The sequence below is a fragment of the Algibacter sp. L1A34 genome (assembly GCF_009796805.1).
GTDB lineage: Bacteria > Bacteroidota > Bacteroidia > Flavobacteriales > Flavobacteriaceae > Algibacter.
In genome coordinates this window covers 4,592,978-4,613,784 of the sequence record NZ_CP047029.1, presented here as the reverse complement: position 1 = coordinate 4,613,784, position 20,807 = coordinate 4,592,978, and the positions used below count along the sequence as shown (strand labels likewise).

At 31.3% G+C, this 20,807-nt stretch carries 22 protein-coding genes and 1 pseudogene; 13 read left to right on the top strand and 10 right to left on the bottom strand.

The features are described from left to right. Positions 1–84: 84 nt before the first annotated feature. The 6 genes and pseudogenes from GQR97_RS19500 to GQR97_RS19475 form a co-directional block, all read right to left on the bottom strand. A complete protein-coding gene (locus tag GQR97_RS19500; protein WP_158851467.1) occupies positions 85–663 on the bottom strand; it encodes a hypothetical protein in 579 nt (192 codons plus the stop codon). Positions 664–1,013: 350 nt separating this feature from the next. Beyond that, positions 1,014–1,668 (bottom strand): annotated as a pseudogene (locus tag GQR97_RS19495) (alpha/beta hydrolase). A gap of 85 nt (positions 1,669–1,753) precedes the next feature. Continuing rightward, entirely contained in the window at positions 1,754–2,086 is a 333-nt protein-coding gene (locus GQR97_RS19490) for a hypothetical protein (protein ID WP_158851465.1), read from the bottom strand. A 5-nt stretch (positions 2,087–2,091) separates the two neighbouring features. After that, positions 2,092–3,348, bottom strand: a complete 1,257-nt coding sequence (locus GQR97_RS19485; protein ID WP_158851463.1) for a dihydroorotase — start codon at positions 3,346–3,348, stop codon at positions 2,092–2,094. A 24-nt stretch (positions 3,349–3,372) separates the two neighbouring features. Beyond that, a complete protein-coding gene (locus tag GQR97_RS19480) occupies positions 3,373–5,268 on the bottom strand; it encodes a BatA domain-containing protein (protein ID WP_233267577.1) in 1,896 nt (631 codons plus the stop codon). A gap of 92 nt (positions 5,269–5,360) precedes the next feature. Beyond that, complete coding sequence (locus GQR97_RS19475; RefSeq protein ID WP_158851461.1) at positions 5,361–6,368, bottom strand: glycosyltransferase family 2 protein; 1,008 nt, start codon at positions 6,366–6,368, stop codon at positions 5,361–5,363. Positions 6,369–6,560: 192 nt separating this feature from the next. Here GQR97_RS19475 and GQR97_RS19470 point away from each other — a divergent pair, with 192 nt between their 5' ends. Next, entirely contained in the window at positions 6,561–8,456 is a 1,896-nt protein-coding gene (locus tag GQR97_RS19470) for a peptidase M61 (RefSeq protein WP_158851459.1), read from the top strand. 314 nt (positions 8,457–8,770) lie between these two features. Here the strand turns inward: GQR97_RS19470 and GQR97_RS19465 are convergent, their stop codons facing one another. Beyond that, complete coding sequence (locus tag GQR97_RS19465; RefSeq protein WP_158851457.1) at positions 8,771–9,424, bottom strand: sterol desaturase family protein; 654 nt, start codon at positions 9,422–9,424, stop codon at positions 8,771–8,773. A 229-nt stretch (positions 9,425–9,653) separates the two neighbouring features. Here GQR97_RS19465 and GQR97_RS19460 point away from each other — a divergent pair, with 229 nt between their 5' ends. Further along, on the top strand, positions 9,654–10,031 hold the full coding sequence (locus tag GQR97_RS19460) for a hypothetical protein (RefSeq protein WP_158851456.1): 378 nt from the start codon (positions 9,654–9,656) through the stop codon (positions 10,029–10,031). A gap of 37 nt (positions 10,032–10,068) precedes the next feature. Here GQR97_RS19460 and GQR97_RS19455 read toward each other — a convergent pair whose 3' ends face one another. Further along, positions 10,069–10,596: a DUF6933 domain-containing protein gene (locus GQR97_RS19455; RefSeq protein WP_158851453.1), complete on the bottom strand. Its 528-nt coding sequence runs from the start codon at positions 10,594–10,596 to the stop codon at positions 10,069–10,071. Positions 10,597–10,710: 114 nt separating this feature from the next. After that, positions 10,711–11,175, bottom strand: coding sequence for a GNAT family N-acetyltransferase (locus GQR97_RS19450; protein WP_158851451.1), 465 nt, complete (start codon positions 11,173–11,175; stop codon positions 10,711–10,713). 177 nt (positions 11,176–11,352) lie between these two features. Here GQR97_RS19450 and GQR97_RS19445 point away from each other — a divergent pair, with 177 nt between their 5' ends. The 7 genes from GQR97_RS19445 to GQR97_RS19415 all read left to right on the top strand — a co-directional run bounded on the left by GQR97_RS19445 (position 11,353) and on the right by GQR97_RS19415 (position 16,442). Beyond that, positions 11,353–12,237, top strand: coding sequence for a chromosome partitioning protein ParA (locus tag GQR97_RS19445; RefSeq protein WP_158851450.1), 885 nt, complete (start codon positions 11,353–11,355; stop codon positions 12,235–12,237). A gap of 153 nt (positions 12,238–12,390) precedes the next feature. Next, positions 12,391–12,927, top strand: a complete 537-nt coding sequence (locus GQR97_RS19440; RefSeq protein ID WP_158851448.1) for a hypothetical protein — start codon at positions 12,391–12,393, stop codon at positions 12,925–12,927. 246 nt (positions 12,928–13,173) lie between these two features. Continuing rightward, a complete protein-coding gene (gene pyrR / locus GQR97_RS19435) occupies positions 13,174–13,713 on the top strand; it encodes a bifunctional pyr operon transcriptional regulator/uracil phosphoribosyltransferase PyrR (protein ID WP_158851447.1) in 540 nt (179 codons plus the stop codon). A gap of 79 nt (positions 13,714–13,792) precedes the next feature. After that, entirely contained in the window at positions 13,793–14,722 is a 930-nt protein-coding gene (locus tag GQR97_RS19430; protein WP_158851445.1) for an aspartate carbamoyltransferase catalytic subunit, read from the top strand. 2 nt (positions 14,723–14,724) lie between these two features. Beyond that, complete coding sequence (locus GQR97_RS19425) at positions 14,725–15,057, top strand: ribonuclease Z (RefSeq protein ID WP_158851443.1); 333 nt, start codon at positions 14,725–14,727, stop codon at positions 15,055–15,057. 1 nt (position 15,058) lies between these two features. Next, positions 15,059–15,529 carry a DUF3291 domain-containing protein gene (locus GQR97_RS19420; protein ID WP_158851441.1) on the top strand — a complete coding sequence of 157 codons (471 nt, stop codon included), beginning with the start codon at positions 15,059–15,061 and terminating at the stop codon, positions 15,527–15,529. Between the two features lie 4 nt (positions 15,530–15,533). Further along, a complete protein-coding gene (locus tag GQR97_RS19415) occupies positions 15,534–16,442 on the top strand; it encodes a ribonuclease Z (protein WP_158851439.1) in 909 nt (302 codons plus the stop codon). A gap of 124 nt (positions 16,443–16,566) precedes the next feature. Here GQR97_RS19415 and GQR97_RS19410 read toward each other — a convergent pair whose 3' ends face one another. Continuing rightward, the gene (locus GQR97_RS19410) at positions 16,567–16,725 is read right to left on the bottom strand and encodes a hypothetical protein (protein WP_158851437.1); all 159 of its coding nucleotides are present in this window, start codon (positions 16,723–16,725) and stop codon (positions 16,567–16,569) included. A gap of 219 nt (positions 16,726–16,944) precedes the next feature. Between GQR97_RS19410 and pdxH the strand changes: the two genes are divergently transcribed. The 4 genes from pdxH to GQR97_RS19390 all read left to right on the top strand — a co-directional run bounded on the left by pdxH (position 16,945) and on the right by GQR97_RS19390 (position 20,686). Then, positions 16,945–17,592, top strand: coding sequence for a pyridoxamine 5'-phosphate oxidase (pdxH, locus tag GQR97_RS19405; protein WP_158851435.1), 648 nt, complete (start codon positions 16,945–16,947; stop codon positions 17,590–17,592). 173 nt (positions 17,593–17,765) lie between these two features. After that, positions 17,766–18,260: a CAP domain-containing protein gene (locus tag GQR97_RS19400; protein WP_158851433.1), complete on the top strand. Its 495-nt coding sequence runs from the start codon at positions 17,766–17,768 to the stop codon at positions 18,258–18,260. A gap of 502 nt (positions 18,261–18,762) precedes the next feature. Further along, positions 18,763–19,998, top strand: a complete 1,236-nt coding sequence (locus tag GQR97_RS19395; RefSeq protein ID WP_158851431.1) for a glycoside hydrolase family 88 protein — start codon at positions 18,763–18,765, stop codon at positions 19,996–19,998. A gap of 163 nt (positions 19,999–20,161) precedes the next feature. Next, positions 20,162–20,686: a hypothetical protein gene (locus GQR97_RS19390; RefSeq protein WP_158851429.1), complete on the top strand. Its 525-nt coding sequence runs from the start codon at positions 20,162–20,164 to the stop codon at positions 20,684–20,686. The last annotated feature ends 121 nt before the right edge of the window (positions 20,687–20,807 follow it).

Genomic DNA, 20,807 nt, shown 5'->3' with positions numbered 1-20,807 from the left:
GAAATTAAAGAATAAAAATCAGATTCTTTGTTATCCTAACAATAAAAGTTGACTAATATCTAGAAAACATTTGGCGAGTTAGGCTTACGGTACCGTTACAGTTTGGCAACTAAACTGTTCTTCTGGGCAAGCATCTGTAATTAGTCCATAGCACACCTCGTAAGTTCCGGGCTCTAGTGATACAAAAAAGTTTCCTTGATCCCAAGCTTCACCCCAAGCTGTAGCTTTGTATTCGTTGTCTAAGTAATATTTTAAGATATAACCTTCTTTAATACTTGTACCATTTAATAATTCAAAATCGGGTTTTATTTGGTAATAACCTTCAGAAAATAACGAAATGGTAAAATCTGGATTAAAGCAATCTCCAACTTCAATGGTTTCACAACTGTTTCTCGTTTCACTACAATCGTTTGTGGTTAATTCAAAACAAATTTCGTGACTACCAGGCTCTAAAGTAGTTCTAAACTCGCCTTCATCCCATGCAGCTCCTAAGGCTTGATATTTATATTCTCCGTCAACAAAAAACTTTAAGATATAGCCTTCTTTAATTTCGGTTCCATTTAATATTTCAAATTCTGGAGAAAACACATAAGTGGTTCCAGAAGTATGTTCTGTAGTGAAGGTAGGTTTAAAACAATCGTCAGATGTATCAATCGTCTTCACAAGACGTTAAGGCAATACAGGCTAGTAAAATTGTAAATAGTAAGCTTTTAAATAAGGGGGATTTAAGTTTCATAATAATTATACTATAGGGGTTAAATTACTTAATTAAAGTATGTTTTTGTGAAAATATTATGTACAAATGTACATTTTATCGAGTAAAAGTTTCATCTAAAAAGTTGCTTTTTCTTTCAAAAATAGAGATAAAAAGCCTTTTTACAAATGGCTTAAATTTTTTCATCTTAATTTATCGATATGGTTAAAAATTAACGATTAAGTTGTCGATTTTAAAACAAAAAAAACTCTCCATAATGAAGAGTTTAGTTGTTAATTAATTTTATTATAACCTAATTTTAGATACGAGCAGTTAACCATTCTTTTAATTCAAAGAAGTTTTGCGGAGCAACACCGTGCCCAACAGGGAATTCCGAATATTTATGCTTTATGTTTAATTTACTCAAATAAGGTGCGTTTTGTCTTGCCCAATCTACAGGTATAACTTGATCTACGCTACCATGAGAACAGTAAAAATCTAAATGCGCATAATCTTCTTTTTGAATAGGTTTCGGGAAAATATCTGGATTAATATAACCGCTTAAAGCAACGATGTTTTTAATTTTTTTCTGGATAAGTAAGTGCCACAGCATAACTTAAAATAGAACCTTGACTAAAACCTAAAAGCGATACGTTATTTTTATTTACAGGATACGTTTCAATAGCTTCATCAATAAATTTAGCAATTAAATCACGGGATAAGATAGCTTGTTCATTATCGCTCCATTTTCCTTTTTCAGCATCAAAATTAATAGCGTACCAAGCATTTCCAGAAGGTTGCATTGGGTATGGTGCTCTTACTGAAATGATAAAAAGTTCTTCAGGTAATTCACCCGCGAATGAAAATAAATCGTTTTCATCACTACCATAACCATGTAGTAAAATTAATAACGGCGCATTTTCGGTTAACGATGATTTACGGATAATATGTTTTAAAGAAAGAGACGTATTCATTATAAAGAGAATTTAATACATCAAGAAATAACTTGATATTTTGAGGTTTGTATTTTTTTAGGAAATTTTAATATAATCGTATTATTTACATCCCAAGCTTAGCAAAGAGTTTTTGATATAAATTACCAACAAGAGGAACTGGTTCTGCTTTTTTACCAATAGCATTAGAAAAACCAAAAATGAATAAAACCGCAAAAAACAAATAAAAACCAGAGCTTATATACCAGCTATCAAAACTTCCCGCTATGCGTCCTAATGCAAAAAAAGTAAGCCATAACCCTAAAGATTGGCGGATATGGAAACTAGCAAAAGCACTCTTGTTTTCATTGTTTAAATAATAAGCAATAATAACTCCAATTAAGGTTAGGTAGCTAATTATGGCGTTTTTACGGCCGGTTTCAATATCTTGTGTTGTCATTTAAATTATGAGTTTATAGAAATTTTATTGTTAGAAATAATACCATATGCTTTGCCTTTTAAAGATTCGCCTTCAAAAATTGCATTTTTAGATTTTGATATGATGTCGTTTTTAGAAAACGTGTATTTAGTATCAGGATTAAATAACGATAAATTTGCTTTGTTTCCAATGTTTAGAGGTGTGTTTTCTAAACCAAATCTAGATTTTCCTTTGGTTAAAATATCAATAGATTTTTTTATGGTGAATAAGGATTGAAGCGCGCCAAAAGCAGACTCTAAACCAATAGTGCCATATTTGGCATGGTCGAATTCAATTTTTTTATGCTCAATATCTATAGGGTTATGGTCGCTGGTAACCATATCTATTGTGCCGTCTTTTACACCTTCAATTAAAGCGTCCACATCACTTTGTATACGTAATGGAGGTAATACTTTAAAATGTGTGTTAAAATCGTTTAATGCGGCATCTGTAAAGTATAAATTATGGATGGCTACACTACAAGTAATATCTAATTTTTTCTTTTTCGCTTCACGAATTAAATCTACAGATTTAGCTGTTGATATAGTTGGGATATGTAACTTTCCGCCTGTATATTCTAATAGAAATATATCACGAGTTATTTGTAATTCTTCCGCAATAGCAGGAATACCTTTTAAACCAAGAGTTGTACTTGTTACGTTTTCATTCATTACACCACGGCCAGCAATTTTATTTTCCTGAGGAAAGGCGCAGACTAATCCGTTAAAATTACTTGCGTATTGCAGCGCAATTTTCATTAAGTTGGGATTAGAAATCGGTTTTTTATAATCATAAAAAGCAACTGCTCCGGCAGATGTCATATCAAATAATTCGGCTAAATCTTCACCTTTACTTCCAACGGTTAAAGCACCAATAGGTAATAAGCTTACGGCATGGTTTTGAGCTTTGGCGTTTACAAAAGTAATATTAGAGTTCGAGTCGATAACTGGATTACTATTCGCGTTCATTGCTACGGCTGTAAAACCAGAAGCTGCAGCAGTTTTTAAACCGTTTGCTATTGTGTCACGTTCTTCATAACCAGGTTCTCCAAAACAGACGCTACTATCAAACCACCCTTGAGAAATATGTAAATTATCAAGTTGAATTTCTTGATATTTGTTTGGGTTTTTAATAGACTTTGCAATGGAAGTAATCACGCCATTTTCAATTAATATATCTTGAGTACTGTTATGAAACTCGCTTTTAGAATCTATTATCGTGGCCGATTTTATAAGTATGTTCATTTAAAATATTTTAATATGCACATTTCAGTAAGTAAAAACGCTAGTGCAAAAATAAAACCATTTCCATAGCGCATTAATTTTTGCATCACTTTTTATGGTGTCAAAAACTTGAGCAACAGAGTTGTTGAGATTGATGTTTTCTGTGTTCGATAAATTGGTGTAAAGTAAATTACTTTCCGTTCTATCATAATTATAACTCACGTTTTTAATAATTTCTGTTTTGTTTTTCACTTGATAAATACTCGCAGTATTAGGCGTTTCCGAAGTTTTTATAAGCACTTTATTATTAAAAAGTTGCTGTTCGGGAATCATGTTTACAGTTGTGTTAGATAGAGTTAAAACAGCATCTTGTTGCAATTGCGTGTTTACTTCAAAACTATTGTTTTTCCCGATGGTGTAATACAATTCGGGAATTTTAAAACTAAACTTTCCAATATTATAAAGTGTTGGAACAATTAAGGGCGAATTTTTAAAGTTTGAATTATCACTATTTAAAGCAGACGTAAACACAAACGTGTTTTTATTTTGAAATAGAAATGGGCTGTTATCTTCATATTTAAGAATAGAAGACGAGTTGGCTGCATTAATAATATAAAGCCCGTTTACTTTAGGGTATTGAAAATTGCTCACCTTTTTTTCAAACACACCATTATTAAATAACGGATGCGCATAATTTATAGTCGTGATGCGTTTTTCGGTTTTATTAAAATCTTTAAAAGTAGATTGAAAGTTTTGCAACAAATCGTTATAAGATGTTATTGTAATGCTGTTAGAAGGAATAATAACCAATGCACCACCTTGACTTGCGAATTGTTTTAAAGCGGTAATTAACGCACTCGGGATTGTATTTATTTCATTTAAAACAATAAGATTCTGAGCCTCTAAAATATTATAGTTTAATTGTTTTAATTCCGAAGCTGTATAATTAAATTCATCAGCGGTGTAAATACGTTTTAAAAAATTGTCATCCGCTTCATTTATGGTTAAAACATTAACTTTAGATGTATTATTAATATTAAAAAACAAGCTGTTATCAAACTGTAAACTCGCATCGTCTATAGTTATTTTACCGTTTACTATTTTGTTTGTTGGTAAGGTGAATGTAGTATTCGCTGCTTTCTCAATACTAACCGATGTTTTTGCAATTAAGGTATCGTTATTAAAAAGAGAAACTGGTAGATTTTCAATAAGTTTTCCGTTGTTCTTTAAAAGCACGGTTAATTGAATTTCGGATGCTGTTTTTTCAGAAATAAAAGCACTATCAATCGCTACGTTTTCAGTATTTACAGGTTTTAGTTGAACAAAATAATTTGTTTTTAAAGAATCCTTTTCAATTGAAAATCTATTGTTGCTTTCCTGAAAATCTGATATATAAATTAAGTTTTTTAAACTACTTTTTTCTTTACTAAAAAAAGTATTACTCTTTAAAAATGCAGCTTGTGTTGTAAGTGGTGTAGCGGCATAATCCAGTTGCAGTAGTTCGTTTTTTATAGTTTTAATCGTTGTATTCTTAAAAACCGAATTATTGGTTAAAAAGGTTATGTTTTCATCTTCGGGAACATGCTCTATAATATCTTGTACGGCACGTTTTAAAAGTTGGCCTTGACTACCTTTGGCTTGCATACTAAAGGAATTGTCTAAATAAATCACGGTTTCCTTTTTAGATTTAAAAGCATTTGTTTTTGTTGTAAAAGGTTGTGCAAAAGCCAATACAATACAGGCTAAAAGTAATAATCTTGTAAAGAGAATAAGCCATTTTTTTATCTGAGAACTTTTCCGGGCTTGAAGTTTGGCTTCTTTTAAAAAGGCAACGTTGGTAAAGTTTACTTTTTCAAATTTCCGTAATTGAAATAAATGAACAATAATAGGGATAAGCAGTAAAAATAAGGCGTAAAGAAGTTCGGGGTGTTTAAACTGCATGTTTTTTTATAATTAGACAAATATAGAGAATGAAAAAAATATTGCCACAACTTCCCGCATGTTTTTCTAATAATAGATATCAAAAATAAAGATTAACAGAAAAAAACATAATCTTCAATCTGTTTCAGGTTTAAATTCTTCATATAAATTAAAATCTCTTTTTGCTCGATTTTATTGGCAACAGTAATAATGCTTTGTGCGTTTCCTTCGTCTTTTAAATAACTAAAAGGCTTGAGAATAACACCATAAATATCACGACCTATTTTATTTGGGTTATCGCAAATCCATTCAAATTTTATCTGTTTTTCAATCAGTTTTTTTGCAATGGTTTTACCTTTTTTTCCAGCACCCCAAATCACCAAGGTTTTGTCTTTATCATAATCGAGTTCTAAAAAATACTTCAGTTTAATATCAATAAAATGATTTTCGGCATAATGCAAATGCGTGCGTGAGGTTCTACTGTTATAATCACGCCAATTGTGTAAAACATCAGCACATGGTATGCATTTAAAACCATGCTTGTAAAACCGAAAAGCTAAATCGTAATCTTCAGGATATAAGTTTGGGTTAAAGGCATTGCAAGCAATTAAATCACTTCGGTAAAGCATCCAACAAGGCGAGGGAATAACACATTCTTTATAAATTTCAGAAAAATTAGAACCTTTTTCAGTTAAGTTATTCAACCAAACCTCATAACTTTTATAACCGTCCTTTATGCCATCTTCCGAGAAGTAATTCACCAAGCCAACGGCAACATGTTGCTTTCCGTGGGTTAACAAGTTATTTGCTAGAACCTCAATTTTGTTAGGTTGCATAATATCATCACTATCCATGCGGGTAATAAGTTCACCGCTACTTTTAGAAAAAGCCAGTTTTAAGGCATCAATGATACCGTTTCCAAAATTTTTAAAAAGTTGAATTCTTTTATCTTTTAGAGCGAAAGAATTTACAATATCGAAACTTTGGTCCGTAGAACCGTCGTCAATAATAAGTAATTCCCAATTGGGATAACTTTGCTCAATAATAGAGGTTAAGCATGGTTTTAAATAGGTTTCCGTGTTTTTAAACGGAATTAAAATGCTAACTAATGGTTTTTGCATGCTGCGAATTTAACAAAACCTTAGGAGATTAATATGCAACATAATAGTATTTTCGACGTCACTTGTTTATAACTAAGCCATTAGCGTTAATTTGCTATACATTCTATGTGTTTAGTTAAAATTAAGTGATTATAAATCTAGGTTGTACCACACTAAATCTATGGCAATCTATAATTAAATTAAAAGTAATATATGAATATCAAGTTCCTTTCCGCATCTGTCATGATGGGGATTTTATTATCAAGTTGTAGTTCTACAAAAAATGCTAAAAACGATTTAGCCGTAAGTTTACCAATAGAAACTTCTATTAATTTAAACAACGTTACTAACGATAAAGCACCAGTAATTATTAATCCTGGACGTTTTACAGTATCGAGCGTTACCTATAGGCTGCCAAGAGTAGTGCAGGGGACCTATTCGGTAAGTGATTTCGGGAAATATATAGACGATTTTAAAGCCATTAACTATAAAGGAGAAAGCATGCCAGTAGTTAAGGTCGATGCTAATACTTGGACTATAGCAAATGCAAAACAACTAGATAAAATAACATATTTGGTAAACGATACTTTCGATATTGAAACCAAAGGCGGTATAGGTGGCGAAGAGCCATTTTCACCATCTGGAACAAATATAGAACCAGAAAACTATGTGCTTAATTTGCACGGTTTTATTGGGTATTTCGATACTTTAAAAAACAACCAATATAAAGTAGATATTACAGGTCCTGCAGATTTTGTTCGTACTTCGGCATTACAAACTGTAGATTCTAAAACTAGCGAAGATGGTAAAAGCATAACCACTAGCTATTTTGCACCACGTTATTTCGATATTACCGATAACCCAATGATGTACGGCGATTTAGATGTCGAAGAGTTCATGGTTGGCGATATTAAAATTGTATTAAGCGTATATTCTCCAAATAAGGTACATACCGCAGCCTCATTAAAAGAGACTATTTTTAAAATGATGGAAGCGCAAAAAGCCTTTTTAGGAGATATAAATACAACACCACGTTACGATATTTATTTGTATTTATCTGATGGTGCAGACGATTCTCCTAAAGGTTTTGGCGCATTAGAGCACCACACATCTACCGTAGTGGTATTACCAGAAGACATGGACGAAGAAATGCTTGCAAGCAGCATGACAGATGTAGTATCTCACGAGTTTTTCCACATTGTAACGCCATTAAGCGTGCATTCCGAGGATGTTCATTATTTTGATTATAACAACCCAACATTCTCTAAACATTTATGGATGTACGAAGGTGTTACCGAATATTTTGCAACCTTATTTCAAGTTAGTGAAGGTTTAGTTACAGAAGATGAATTTTTTAATAAAATAATGGAAAAAGTACAAGCATCTAAAAACCTAAACGATGCTATGAGCTTTACCATAATGAGCGAAAACGTATTAAAAGCACCGTACAAAGATCAATACCTAAATGTGTATCAAAAAGGCGCATTAATAGGCATGTGTATCGATATTATGATGCGAGAAGAAAGTAATGGACATCGCGGTATTTTATCACTAATGAAAGAACTTTCTAATAAATACGGAAAGGATAAACCTTTCGAAGACGATAAATTAATAGACGAAATTGTAGCCATGACTTACCCGTCGTTACGCGATTTTTTCGATAATCATGTTATTGGGGATATTCCAATTAACTACAACCAGTTTTTAAACAGAGTAGGCTTAGAAATTGGCGAAGGAAAAGTCGAAACCAGCTACGTGCATAATGCAGGAACACTTTTATTTGGTGCTAATCCAGAAAAAGGACAAGTGTTTTTTATAGATGCCGTAAAAGACAATAGTTTCTGGAACGAGCAAGGTGTGCAAGCAAACGATGTTTTAAAAGCCATAGACGGCGAGCTGTTCACTATGGCAAACGCTAACGATTTATTGCAAAAAATGTTTATGTGGTCTCCAGGAACAGATATACACGTTACCTTGGAGCGCGATGGTAAAGACATTGAAATCAACACCACAACCACAAAATCTTACACTATAGGCGACGGTATCTTCGAAAAAGCCGATGCTACCGATGCTCAAAAAGCATTACGTGAAGCTTGGTTAAAAGGCTAATATTTTAAAGAAATATTTAATTTTAAAAAACGATTGATAAGCTGTTAAGTTTATCAATCGTTTTTTTTATGGCGTTACCCGAAAATGGGTCGGGCTTTCCGCTGTATCTTTTTTGTACTCAATTATTTTGGCATCTTAATTAGGTAGAGGCAATGCATAAGTTTCGTTATTTTATAGAATATTAAGGCTAGTACAAAAAAGGATGCCGCATCAATCCCTAACGCTGGTGTTTGCAGAGGTTTTTTTTAGGCTAGTGTGAGAGAAAGTTTGTAGACGTTTTGTTTTTACTAAGCTTTTAAAAATCTGTTTAAGGATTAATTTTTTACTTCAGTTTTAAATAATTTATCCCAAAAAAAGGTGTAAAATCCAAAGTTTTTATTGTTGAGTTTATGGTGCGCTTTATGAAATGTATTTGTCGTGAAAATAAATAAAGATGGTTTATAAGTGTTCCCATTTAAATGAGTTATTAAACCATAAACCCAATTAAAAAACAGAAATAAAATAAAACCATAAATATTAAATTGAAACAATATGGTTATCATAGTTAGTAAAAGTCCAAAAAATATAGATTCCCATGGAGACATATGGTATAAACTAACCGAGTTAAACCTATCGGTATGTTCATGATGCTTTGCATGGATTTTCTTTAATATTCCTAAGCTATGAGATAGGTAATGTAAAACATACATTAAAAAATCCATTAACAAAAACACACTAATAAAAGAGACCCAAACACTAGATTCAGAAAATGTAATAATACCATTAAGCCATAATAAATATCCTGGTATCGCTATTACAATATTTATGCATAAAATAATTATTGAACCAATTATTTCCTCTCTAGGTAGCGTTTCTTGATGATTATAGACGTAATTCCAAAGCTTGCTAATAACAATAGTTAGTACATATGCTGCAATATTTGTTATTATTAGTAAAGGGAAAAATGTGAAAGGATTTTTTAAGTCCATATTCTATTTAGTGTTTTTTGTTTCAGTTAGCGGCTAATGTACTTCATGTTTACTGATGATTTTTTGTGAAAGGGTTTTAATGTAAAACGAAGTTAACTGTTTTGTTTTAGAAAGTCAAAAGCTTTTTTATTTGAGTATTTAATCAAACAGTATCTAAATTTCGGGTTTTGAACATATTTGCGTGCTAGAGTTTATGAGTAAAATATAAATAGTTTTTTATCTTTGCAGCATGAGTGAATTTAAAGAATATTTCGAAAAATTACAACAAAGCCTAATAAAGGATGAGTTTGTAAAACTTACACTAAGTAAACCTGTTAAACGAAGTGAAAGTTTATCAAATGTATACATGCGTTTATTTGTAGTTGATGGTAAAGAAGTTTTTCAATTTAAATACCGTTATACGGAAGAAGAGCTTTACAAACAGTTTACTTTAAAGGAGGCCATTGCCGAATTGGAAACATTGCTAATGGAATCTTTTAGAACAGGAACTCTATTTACTTTAAGTGAAGATTTGTTAGTGATTATTTCTAAGAAGAAAGTTGTTTCTTATAGAGAGACAGCTCCAAGTTTTAAAAATAAATTACCAGAAATACCATTAGAATCATAAGAATATCAATAATCTCTATTGATGTTGATAGAGGTTTTTATTCCATTAATAATTTTTTTATTTCTTCAATAGAATAGGTGAAATCAGACATTTTTTTACTTTTTCCAATGTGAATTGGACTATTGTTCATTCGGTTGGCTAAATCTTTTATTGGCATTTTTTCTAAAGATCCAAAATCATTTTTCCACCAATCCAATTGTTCAAGTCGTTGATTTTGGAATCCTGTAGTGCTTCGGTCATTATCGGTTGGAAGAAAATCTAGACTACCAATAATTGAATTCAGGTTTTCAAAGTCAATTATTATTCCATCATAAATTAGCTGTCCGAAAAGAGCATCCTTAAAAATTTCTTCAATGTTGCTTAATTCCGATGCTTTTATATCAGTCAAAATTACATTGTATTTAGTATATCCGTTTGTAATTAACCAACATTTTTTTCTGTCTACATAAAACACTGTAGCATTCCATTTTCCTAAAATTCCGCAATCAGTTTCTTTGTCTGTTGAGATAAGTTTCTTAACTAACTTTTCTAACTTTTTGGTAGTATGAATTTTTGTTCGTCTCAATTGATTCAGAATGATTTGGTATAGAAATACTTAACGAAGTTAATTGTTTTTTTGAAAAAATCAAAGTAAATTTTAGTTATTCTAATCAATAAAAAAAGATAAAATCTTACATATTCAAAATACTAATTCCATTTTAATATCTGCTCGGTTATATTGGTTGTTTTCTTCCAACGGGATTTCAATAAAACCATTTTTTTCATAAATGTAAATAGCATTTTCTAGCTTTCGGTTAGAATAAATAATAAGTTTAGAAATCTGTTTTGTTTTCGCAAACTCTATGACATGATGCATTAATTTCTGGCCAATTTTTAATCCGCGATGTTTTGGGGAAACGGCCATTTTGGTTAATTCAAAATTATCAGTATCTTTCGTCTTCATTAGAGCCACCGTGCCAATAATATCGTTATCAAGTTTAGCGAAAAATATATATCCACCTTGGTCTATAATATGTTCTTTAGAGTTACTTAGCACTACATCATCGTAAGGTTCAACATAAAAAAGAGATTGCAACCACTCTATGTTTAAGTTGTAAAAATCTTTTGCGTATTGCTGTTCAAAAGGGATTATTTGTAATTTCATAAAATTTAAAGCAACCTATAATTTATGTTTTAATATTCACCTTAATTTAAATAGGTAATTAAATTACGTAATATTTATTTTAACAATGTAATACGTCCAAAATAAAAAGAAGTTCGTATATAAAGCAAATATCGAGAATACATTAGTATTTTAAAATTAAACACAAAAGTAAGAAATATGGAAAATAATAGTAGTAGTACAGGGCTTAAAGTTGCTTTAGGCATTGCATTGGTTTTGTTTTTAGCAACTGGTTTTTATGCTATGAACCTAAATAAGAAAAGTAACGAAGTTGAAAAAGATTTAACCGAGCAAAAACGTTTGGTAATGAATGACCTTAATACTATGGCTAAGCAATATGACGAGGCTATTAGTGAAAATCAAATTTCGAATAAAAATTTAATTGATGCTCGTGGAAGAATTCAGGGTTTAATGGATTCTTTGCAAATATCTGAAACTAACGTAAAAAGCTTGTGGAGATATAAACAAAAGTATACATCATTACAGAAAGAAATGGATGTGTTAATGGCACAAAACGATTCTTTACGTGTTGAAAACTCTTATTTAGCTACATCTTTAGATAGTACTAGAGTGCGTTTAGAGGAACGTACTATTTTTACAGACTCTTTACTTATACAAAATACTGCATTGGCAGAAGTGGTTAATAGCGCATCTGTTTTAGGAGCTTTTGGTTTAAAAGGCTTTGGAGTTATAGAACGTGCATCTGGAAAATTAATACCAACAGAACGTGCTAGCCGTACCGATAAAATAAGAGTATGTTACACGGTTGCTAAAAACACCTTAGTGCAGAGTGGCGATCAGGAACTTTATGTACAAGTTATAGATCCTTTAAATCATACTTTAGGTTTAAATGAGCAAGTTCAGTTTGATGAAACTATATTGAACTATAGTATGATTAGTAAATTTAATTATGAAAACGCTTCTCTTAATGTATGTGAGTTTGTTGCATCTAAAGGAAAAGAGAAATTTGAAAAAGGACGTTATATTGTTAACGTTTATAATGAAAAAGATTTAGTATCAAGCTCTGAGTTTAGGTTAAAATAGACTCGTTAATTAATTCTTAATAGAAAAACTCAAGTTTAAAAAACTTGAGTTTTTTTTGTTTTATTAAAAGGCTGGTTATTTTTAAAATAGGTTAGTTGTTGTTTTATCTTATATTTGAAAACATAAAATAATTAAATTCCCAAATTTAAACCTATGAGAACCATTAAATTAATTGCTAGCGCTGTATTAATAATTTTATTTTTTAGCTGTGATGCACTAGATGAATTAACCAAATTTGAAATAAACTATACGGAAGAAATTGTAATAGAATCTGCTACTGTTATAGATTTGCCTTTTAATGCAGGAACACCCGAAGTTACTTCTAATTCTGAATCTACTTTTGAAAGTAATAATACGAATAAGGATTTAATAGAATCTATTGAATTAACTGCTATGGAATTGGATATTACAGCTCCTGAAACTGGTGATTTTGATTTTTTAAATTCCATTAAAATTTATATTTCTGCTGAAAATGAAGAAGAGGTTATTATTGCTTGGTTGGATCAAGTTCCTGAAAACTCGGAGAATGTTTTGGATTTAGAAACAACTTCAGACGATTTAAAAAACTATATAAAAAGTGACACCTATACTTTAAGAGTAGAAACGGTTACAGATGAATTGATTACAGAAGACCATAATATTGATGTAAATTCCACCTTCTTTGTAGATGCTAAAATATTAGGATTATAGATTTACTTTAGTTGATAATTGCTGATAAAAAAAACGGAATTTTAGTTTAAAAACTACCGCTGCGAACTATGCGCAAGGGATAGTAGTGAAAAGCCCACAGTAAGCCCGATGATAATCGGGATTACGAGGACTTGCAACGTATAGCCCGACCCGATAGGGTTGCGCCCAAAATAAAGTTATTGACTAGGGTTTCTACTTATCTTTTTTTGCATTACCTTTGTTTACCAAATACGTTTGGAACACCATATGAGTCAAAAAGTTTTACTTAACGCTAAAGCCATAAATATCATTCTTCACAGATTGGCTTGCCAACTTATTGAACGACATCACGATTTTTCGAATACCGTTTTAATTGGTTTACAGCCACGTGGCGTATTTTTAGCCAGTAGATTGGCTAAAATTTTAACCGAAGATTATAAAATTAAAGATATTAAACTAGGTAGATTGGATATTACCTTTTACCGCGACGATTTTAGACGAAGCGATAAACCGTTGGAGGCCAATGCTACTAAAATTAATTTTTTAGTTGAAGATAAAAATGTCGTTTTTGTGGACGATGTTTTATATACAGGACGTAGTATTCGTGCAGCTTTAACTGCTATACAGTCTTTTGGGAGACCTCAAGAAATTGAACTTTTAACATTTATAGATAGACGTTTTAGTAGGCATTTACCAATACAGCCCGATTATCGTGGCCGACAGGTTGATGTAATTAATAATGAAAAAGTAAAAGTAAACTGGACGGAGCAAGATGGTGAAGATGCGGTTTATTTAATTGAAAAATAGTTTTTTAGTTTTAGAAGAAGCTAGACAATATACAATTTGAACAACTGGCAACTATTGGGGCCAACTGAATATTAAAATCATGAGCGAATTAAGTGTAAACCACTTATTAGGTATTAAATACCTGAACAAACAGGATATTCAACTTATTTTTGAAACGGCCGATCATTTTAAAGAAGTGATAAACCGACCAATTAAAAAAGTGCCTTCGCTGCGTGATATTACGATTGCCAACCTATTTTTCGAAAATTCTACACGAACAAAGTTATCGTTTGAGCTGGCAGAAAAACGTTTGTCGGCCGATGTTTTAAATTTTTCTTCGGCGCAATCATCGGTTAAAAAAGGAGAAACTTTAATCGATACGGTAAACAATATTTTATCGATGAAAGTGGATATGGTTGTTATGCGACACCCAAACCCTGGCGCTGGTGTATTTTTATCTAAACATGTTAAGGCTAGTATTATAAATGCTGGTGATGGCGCGCATGAGCATCCAACACAAGCCTTGTTAGATTCGTATTCTATTCGTGAAAAACTAGGCGGCGTAAAAGGAAAAAAAGTGGTTATTGTTGGCGATATTTTACATAGTAGGGTAGCACTATCTAACATATTTGCATTACAATTGCAAGGCGCAGAGGTTATGGTTTGTGGACCAAAAACGTTGTTACCAAAATATATTGATAAATTAGGAGTAAAAGTAGAGACCAATTTAAGAAAAGCCTTAAATTGGTGCGATGTTGCTAATATGCTGCGTGTGCAAAATGAACGTATGGATATTAGTTATTTTCCATCCACTCGAGAATATACACAACAGTTTGGTGTTACTAAAGATTTACTAAACTCGCTAGATAAAGAAATTACTATCATGCATCCTGGCCCAATAAATCGTGGTGTTGAAATAACCAGTGATGTTGCCGATTCTGACCAAGCTATTATTTTAGATCAGGTGCAGAATGGAGTAGCGGTGCGTATGGCAGTAATTTATTTATTGGCATCTAAAATAAAACAGTAATTATGATAATAAATCAAAAAGAAAATACATCCATTATTACTCAAGTAAAAGCTACGAGTATAGAATTGATAAAAAAAATACAAGCTTTATACCCTAAGTTTAAAAACAATAACATAATTATAGCTTTAACGTCGTTAGATGCAATAAGTAAGGCTGAGGTTAGTGAGTTTTTACAAATTTCGAATACGCATCGTGCAGCAAACCATTCGTTTGTTATTGTTTCGGGTAAGATTGATTTAGACGAAGCTCCAGAGGAGTTAGCTATTGTGCCAACTTTGCAAGAAGCTCATGATCTTATTGAAATGGAAGTTATGGAGCGCGATTTAGGACTTTAATATGAGTCGGTATTTTTTATCTCAAGTAAATATAGCTAAATGTTTGGCGCCTTTAAGTGATCCCGTTATGCAAGGTTTTTTAGATAATGTGGATAAAATGAATGCTATTGCGGATGTTAGTGATGGTTTTATTTGGCGTTTAAAGGATGAAGATAAGGATGCGGCTGTACTTGTTTTTAAAGATGATACTTTAATCATTAATATATCGGTTTGGGAAAGCAGAGAAGCACTTTTTAATTATACCTATAGCTCTGGACATATTGAGGTTTTTAAGCGTAAAAAAGAATGGTTTAGCAAAATGAAAATGCTACACATGGCTTTCTGGTATATTCCTGAGGGTTATATACCAACGTTTCAAGACGCTAAAGATCGATTAGATTACTTAAATATACATGGTGAGACGCCTTATGCGTTCACCTTTAAAAGTAAATTTTCTGTTGAAGAAGCTTTACATTACAAACTAATAAAATAAATTTATGAAGCTCACAATTTTAGGCTGTTATAGCGCAACTCCAAGAGCTTTAACGAACACAACTGCACAGGTTTTAGAAATTAACAACCACATGTTTTTAATAGATTGTGGAGAAGGTACTCAAGTACATTTACGTAGGCATAAAATTAAATTCAACCGCATAAAGCATGTGTTTATTTCGCATTTGCATGGCGATCATTTTTTTGGATTAGTAGGTTTAATCTCTACTTTTAGACTGCTAAAACGAGAAGCCGATTTACATGTTTATGGACCAAAAGGTATTAAAGAAATAGTAACATTACAGATGAAGTTGGCCGATTCTTGGACCAATTATAATTTGTATTTCCATGAATTAACATCCAAAGAATCGGAATTAATTTATGAAGATGATGTGGTAGAAGTTCATACCATTCCGTTAGAACATCGTGTTTATACCAATGGCTACCTTTTTAAAGAGAAAATAGGCGAACGTAAACTCAATGCTTATTTAGCTGAAGAAGCCAATATAAATGTGGCGTATTATCGTAAATTAAAACAAGGTTTTGATGTTGAAAATGAGGATGGTGTTTTAATAAGAAATGAATCTGTTACTAGTCCTGCCGAAAAACCTAAAAGTTATGCTTTTTGTAGTGATACGGTCTATAAGGAAGATATTGTACCTATTATAAAAAATGTAGATGTGTTATATCACGAGTCTACGTTTTTGGAAAAACACGCACACTTAGGTCCAAAAACAAAACATTCTACAGCAAAAGAAGCAGCTAGGATTGCTAAGCAGGCCAATGTAGGTACTTTGGTGTTAGGACATTTTTCTACGCGCTATGGAGGTTTAGAAGGCTTTAAAACCGAAGCTGAGGAAGTTTTTGATAATGTGGAGTTAAGTGCAGATGGTAAAGTGTTCGATTTTGGTTAATTGTAGTAATTTTAATAATTACACTTTCAGTTTTTTTAATTTTAATAACTAGGTAGTGGCTTCTTTTAGAGATAAGCAGCGTTTTAGTTTTTTTTTGAGAAAAGTGTTTTTCTAGTGTAGTACTTTATAGCTTGATTTTTATTGCGCTTGTAACCATAAAGTTATATTCGGTATGCGTTCTCACCCAATTATTTGGGTCTACAGAGTAATTGTTTATTCTATTTGATATAAAATCAACTTTAGCATCTTCACCATAAAACTCTAAGATTTTATTAATCATCATGTAGCCTTTTTTTTCAATCAAAATGTACGCCTTCATTTAATTCTGAAATTATAATTTTGTTACAAAAATAGTACGTTCCGAAGGAAAGTTTTATTTTCTTATGCATCATGTTATTAAAATATTTTGAATTGTATTTTTTATTATTTACCACTCTTAATATTCGGAAAATCTTACGTTAAAAAAGTTTATAGAATTATTTTTTTTTGTTATTTTGTATCTATGGAAAATGATTTAAGTAACTATAGAAAATCTTATGATAAAGGCGAATTGCTTTTAAAAGAAGTGCCCGAAAACCCAATGGAATTATTTCAAAAATGGTTTCATGAGGTAGATTTACATTTTACTGAAGATGAAACAAATGCCATGACGGTTTCAACTTTTGGATTAGATGGCTATCCTAAAAATAGGGTTGTACTATTAAAACGCTATACTTATGAAGGTTTTATTTTTTATACAAATTATGAAAGTGAAAAGGGAAAAGCTATTGCAGTAAATCCAAATGTTTGTTTGTCTTTTTTTTGGCATGGTGCAGAGCGGCAAATTATTATAAAGGGTAAAGCTGAAAAAATAGCAGAGAACATGAGCGACGGATATTTTGAGTCGCGTCCAGTTGGGAGTCAGTTAGGAGCTTTAGTTTCTCACCAGAGTGAAGTTATTCCCGATCGTGCTTATCTTGAAAACAAACTGTCTGAATTAGAAAAAGAATATGAAGGCAAACCTATTTTGCGTCCTAAATATTGGGGAGGTTATATTGTAAAACCTATTGAAATAGAATTTTGGCAAGGACGACCTAATAGATTACACGATAGAATTCGATATCAACTTCAAGAGGATTATAATTGGTTGGTTAATCGCTTATCTTCTTAAAATGTCGTTGAAATACATTTTTAGATTTATTAAATATGTATTTCAGCGATAAAAAGCATTTAAAATCGATGAAAGGCTTGTTTTTCATCGATTTTAACATTTCGTTAACATTTTCTTTTAAGTAGGTGTATAACTTTGTTGAACCAAGTCAACAATTTTTAACCTACCTACTTATGAAATCATTTTTTAAACTTCCGTTATTTGCTTTTATAGCCATGTTTGCTTTTTCTTGTTCTACAGAGCGTATGGATGATGATTCTGGAACAATCGTGATTAGTGAAGTTACCATGGAATCCAAAACAATTGAAGTTGAAACTTTGGAATTAATTAATGATTACAGGCTGTCTAAAGGATTAAACCCTTTGGAGGATATGGATATTGTAAAATCTGTGGCTTATAGCCATACCGATTATATGCTTGAAAATAATAAAATTTCACACGATTATTTTTTTAAAAGAAGTGAGTATTTAAAATCTCATACAGGAGCAGAAAGAGTCTCAGAAAATGTTGCTTATGGTTATAGTTCGGCTAAAACATTAGTAACAGCTTGGTTAGAGAGTGAAGGACATCGCCATAATATTGAAGGAGATTTTACAAACTTTGATATATCTGCAGAACAAAATGAAAATGGAAGATGGTATTATACCAATATTTTTATAAAAAAATAAAGTAACGTAGTTACTTTAATGATAGCTTGTTTATTTACTAATTAATAGCCATAATGAATTAAACAGGTAAATTAATAACAAATTGAAGTGTTGTTATTTAATTTGAGATAAAAGAATCCTCTGAGTTAATCAGGGGATTTTTTTTGTGCGTAAATTTAAAATAATACCCTGTTAATATTTGAGTGTCTTTTCTGTTGTTATTAATCTAAAAATTTTCATTTATGAGTATTTGGTAAGCTTAATAAATATAACAGGCCGTAAGTTTTTAATAGGTCAAATTTTATAGAGATAATTCGATATCTGTTGATTTTAAAGCACTTTTATATTAAATACGACTATAATTTATACTAATTGCGCTATAATTTATGATGTTAAATATTTATTCTTACTAATATTGAATTATAAAATTAAGTAGTCTGCGATTGAAATTTAATCGCAATAATTAGATGATCGAAACTTGAAAAATTAAGTAAGAAAATTATAGATATTAAATATGAGGAATATGAAATTACAAATTTTAGGTGCGCTCTTTGTAACACTTCTAATGATAAATTGTGGCAAAAATAAAAGTGAAGTAGCACTAGAAACTAGTTTTGATGTTGATGCTCAATTAGCATATTGCGTTGGTCAGGCTTCGAGTGCTTTAAAATTGGTTCCAGCCGAAGGTGATATTCCAAGAAATATTGCACCAGGTAGTAAAGAATGGCGTTATGTAGATTATAAAGATTGGACTAGCGGTTTTTGGCCAGGAGAACTTTGGTATTTATATGAATTTAATAATGAAAAAACATGGGAGCAAACGGCAGATAAATTTACAGAATATCTTAAACCTCTTTCTGTAACACCTGCTTTAGATCACGATTTAGGTTTTCAAGTATTTAATAGTTACGGTAATGGTTATCGTTTAACTAAAAATCCAGAATATAAAGATGTTATATTAAAAACGGCAGATACATTGGCAACGTTGTTTAATCCTAATGTGGGAACTATTTTGTCATGGCCAAGAGATGTGCCTAATATGGAATGGCCGCAGCATAACACCATTATGGATAACATGATTAACTTAGAATTACTATTCTGGGCTTCTAAAAATGGTGATAATAAAGCGTTGTATGACATGGCTGTTAGTCATGCCGATGTAACTATGGAAAATCAATTTAGACCAGACTATAGTTCTTATCATGTTGTGATTTACGATAAAGATACAGGTGAGAAAATTAAAGCAGTAACACACCAAGGTTATAGTGATAGCAGTATGTGGGCTCGTGGACAATCGTGGGCTATTTACGGTTACACTATGGTTTATAGAGAAACAAAAGATCCTAAATATTTAGATTTTGCACAAAAAGTAACTCAAGTGTATTTAGACCGTTTACCTGAGGATTTAATACCTTATTGGGACTTCGATGCTCCAAATATTCCAAACGTAGAAAGAGATGCTTCTGCGGCTGCTGTGGTGGCTTCTGCCATCCTAGAATTATCAACCTTTACTAAAGATGAAAATTTAGCTAAAGAATATAGAGAAAAGGGAGAGAAGATGTTAGAAGAGTTGTCGAAAAACTACCAAAGTAAAGACGTTAATACGGCATGTTTATTGCATTCAACAGGTCATGCACCTGCTAATTCAGAAATTGATTATTCTATTATTTATGCCGATTACTATTATGTTGAAGCTTTATTAAGATTAAAGAAGTTAAATGAGGGTATTCCTTTATTGGAGCCTTTGCATAAAATATAATTTAGTAAAGGAGATTTTTGAGCTAGTCCTAAAAATCTCCTTTTTTATACTCTCCGTAATCATTTTATAAATTCTACTTCAAGTTGTTTAATACATTAGTTTTTTATGTTTTCTTACGCAACCAAATTCAAAAAGGTGTATCTAGAAAATAAAACTCAAAAGTATGAATAACAAAATTTATCTTATCGCATTAATTTTATTGGGAAACTTGATGTTATCTTGTGAATCTGATGATATTTCGCATAAAAATGGTTTTGAAGTTAGTCATCAAGTTCTAGAGGAATTTAAAATATCTAACAATAATTCATATAAATATATTGTTATTAAAAGTTCTTGGGTTGGTTGGTATTCGGAGACTACTATCACCGTTGCTAATGGTGTAATAATTAAAAGACACTTTGAATATTTTATTACTGACGATTTATCTGAAGATATTACAGATGAAGAATTGGAGTGGACCGAAAATGAGGATGAAATAGGGGATCACAAATACGCTGGAGCGGAAGCTTTAACGTTAGATGAAGTTTATGATAAAGCCGAAAATGAATGGTTGATTGATAGAGATAATTCCAAGGTTTATTTTGAAACTGAAAATGATGGATTAATTTCAACATGCGGTTATGTTCATGAAAATTGTGCAGACGATTGTTTTAATGGAATTTACATAAAAAAAATTGAAAGTATTTAATTGAAGTATAATAGGATTAGCTCTAAATACAAGTAAAATAAACGGGCTGAAAAGTATATTTCTTTTCAACCCGTTTAGATATAGAAATTATTTATTTTGTTCTGAAATTTATTGCTGAAAA

Bases quoted from the DNA above. Each gene is read 5' to 3' on its own strand.
- GQR97_RS19490 (WP_158851465.1), bottom strand. From the start codon at position 2,086: ATGACAACACAAGATATTGAAACCGGCCGTAAAAACGCCATAATTAGC.
- GQR97_RS19485 (WP_158851463.1), bottom strand. From the start codon at position 3,348: ATGAACATACTTATAAAATCGGCCACGATAATAGATTCTAAAAGCGAG.
- GQR97_RS19480 (WP_233267577.1), bottom strand. From the start codon at position 5,268: ATGCAGTTTAAACACCCCGAACTTCTTTACGCCTTATTTTTACTGCTT.
- GQR97_RS19475 (WP_158851461.1), bottom strand. From the start codon at position 6,368: ATGCAAAAACCATTAGTTAGCATTTTAATTCCGTTTAAAAACACGGAA.
- GQR97_RS19470 (WP_158851459.1), top strand. From the start codon at position 6,561: ATGAATATCAAGTTCCTTTCCGCATCTGTCATGATGGGGATTTTATTA.
- GQR97_RS19465 (WP_158851457.1), bottom strand. From the start codon at position 9,424: ATGGACTTAAAAAATCCTTTCACATTTTTCCCTTTACTAATAATAACA.
- GQR97_RS19460 (WP_158851456.1), top strand. From the start codon at position 9,654: ATGAGTGAATTTAAAGAATATTTCGAAAAATTACAACAAAGCCTAATA.
- GQR97_RS19450 (WP_158851451.1), bottom strand. From the start codon at position 11,175: ATGAAATTACAAATAATCCCTTTTGAACAGCAATACGCAAAAGATTTT.
- GQR97_RS19445 (WP_158851450.1), top strand. From the start codon at position 11,353: ATGGAAAATAATAGTAGTAGTACAGGGCTTAAAGTTGCTTTAGGCATT.
- GQR97_RS19440 (WP_158851448.1), top strand. From the start codon at position 12,391: ATGAGAACCATTAAATTAATTGCTAGCGCTGTATTAATAATTTTATTT.
- pyrR (WP_158851447.1), top strand. From the start codon at position 13,174: ATGAGTCAAAAAGTTTTACTTAACGCTAAAGCCATAAATATCATTCTT.
- GQR97_RS19430 (WP_158851445.1), top strand. From the start codon at position 13,793: ATGAGCGAATTAAGTGTAAACCACTTATTAGGTATTAAATACCTGAAC.
- GQR97_RS19425 (WP_158851443.1), top strand. From the start codon at position 14,725: ATGATAATAAATCAAAAAGAAAATACATCCATTATTACTCAAGTAAAA.
- GQR97_RS19420 (WP_158851441.1), top strand. From the start codon at position 15,059: ATGAGTCGGTATTTTTTATCTCAAGTAAATATAGCTAAATGTTTGGCG.
- GQR97_RS19415 (WP_158851439.1), top strand. From the start codon at position 15,534: ATGAAGCTCACAATTTTAGGCTGTTATAGCGCAACTCCAAGAGCTTTA.
- GQR97_RS19410 (WP_158851437.1), bottom strand. From the start codon at position 16,725: ATGATGATTAATAAAATCTTAGAGTTTTATGGTGAAGATGCTAAAGTT.
- pdxH (WP_158851435.1), top strand. From the start codon at position 16,945: ATGGAAAATGATTTAAGTAACTATAGAAAATCTTATGATAAAGGCGAA.
- GQR97_RS19400 (WP_158851433.1), top strand. From the start codon at position 17,766: ATGAAATCATTTTTTAAACTTCCGTTATTTGCTTTTATAGCCATGTTT.
- GQR97_RS19395 (WP_158851431.1), top strand. From the start codon at position 18,763: ATGAAATTACAAATTTTAGGTGCGCTCTTTGTAACACTTCTAATGATA.
- GQR97_RS19390 (WP_158851429.1), top strand. From the start codon at position 20,162: ATGAATAACAAAATTTATCTTATCGCATTAATTTTATTGGGAAACTTG.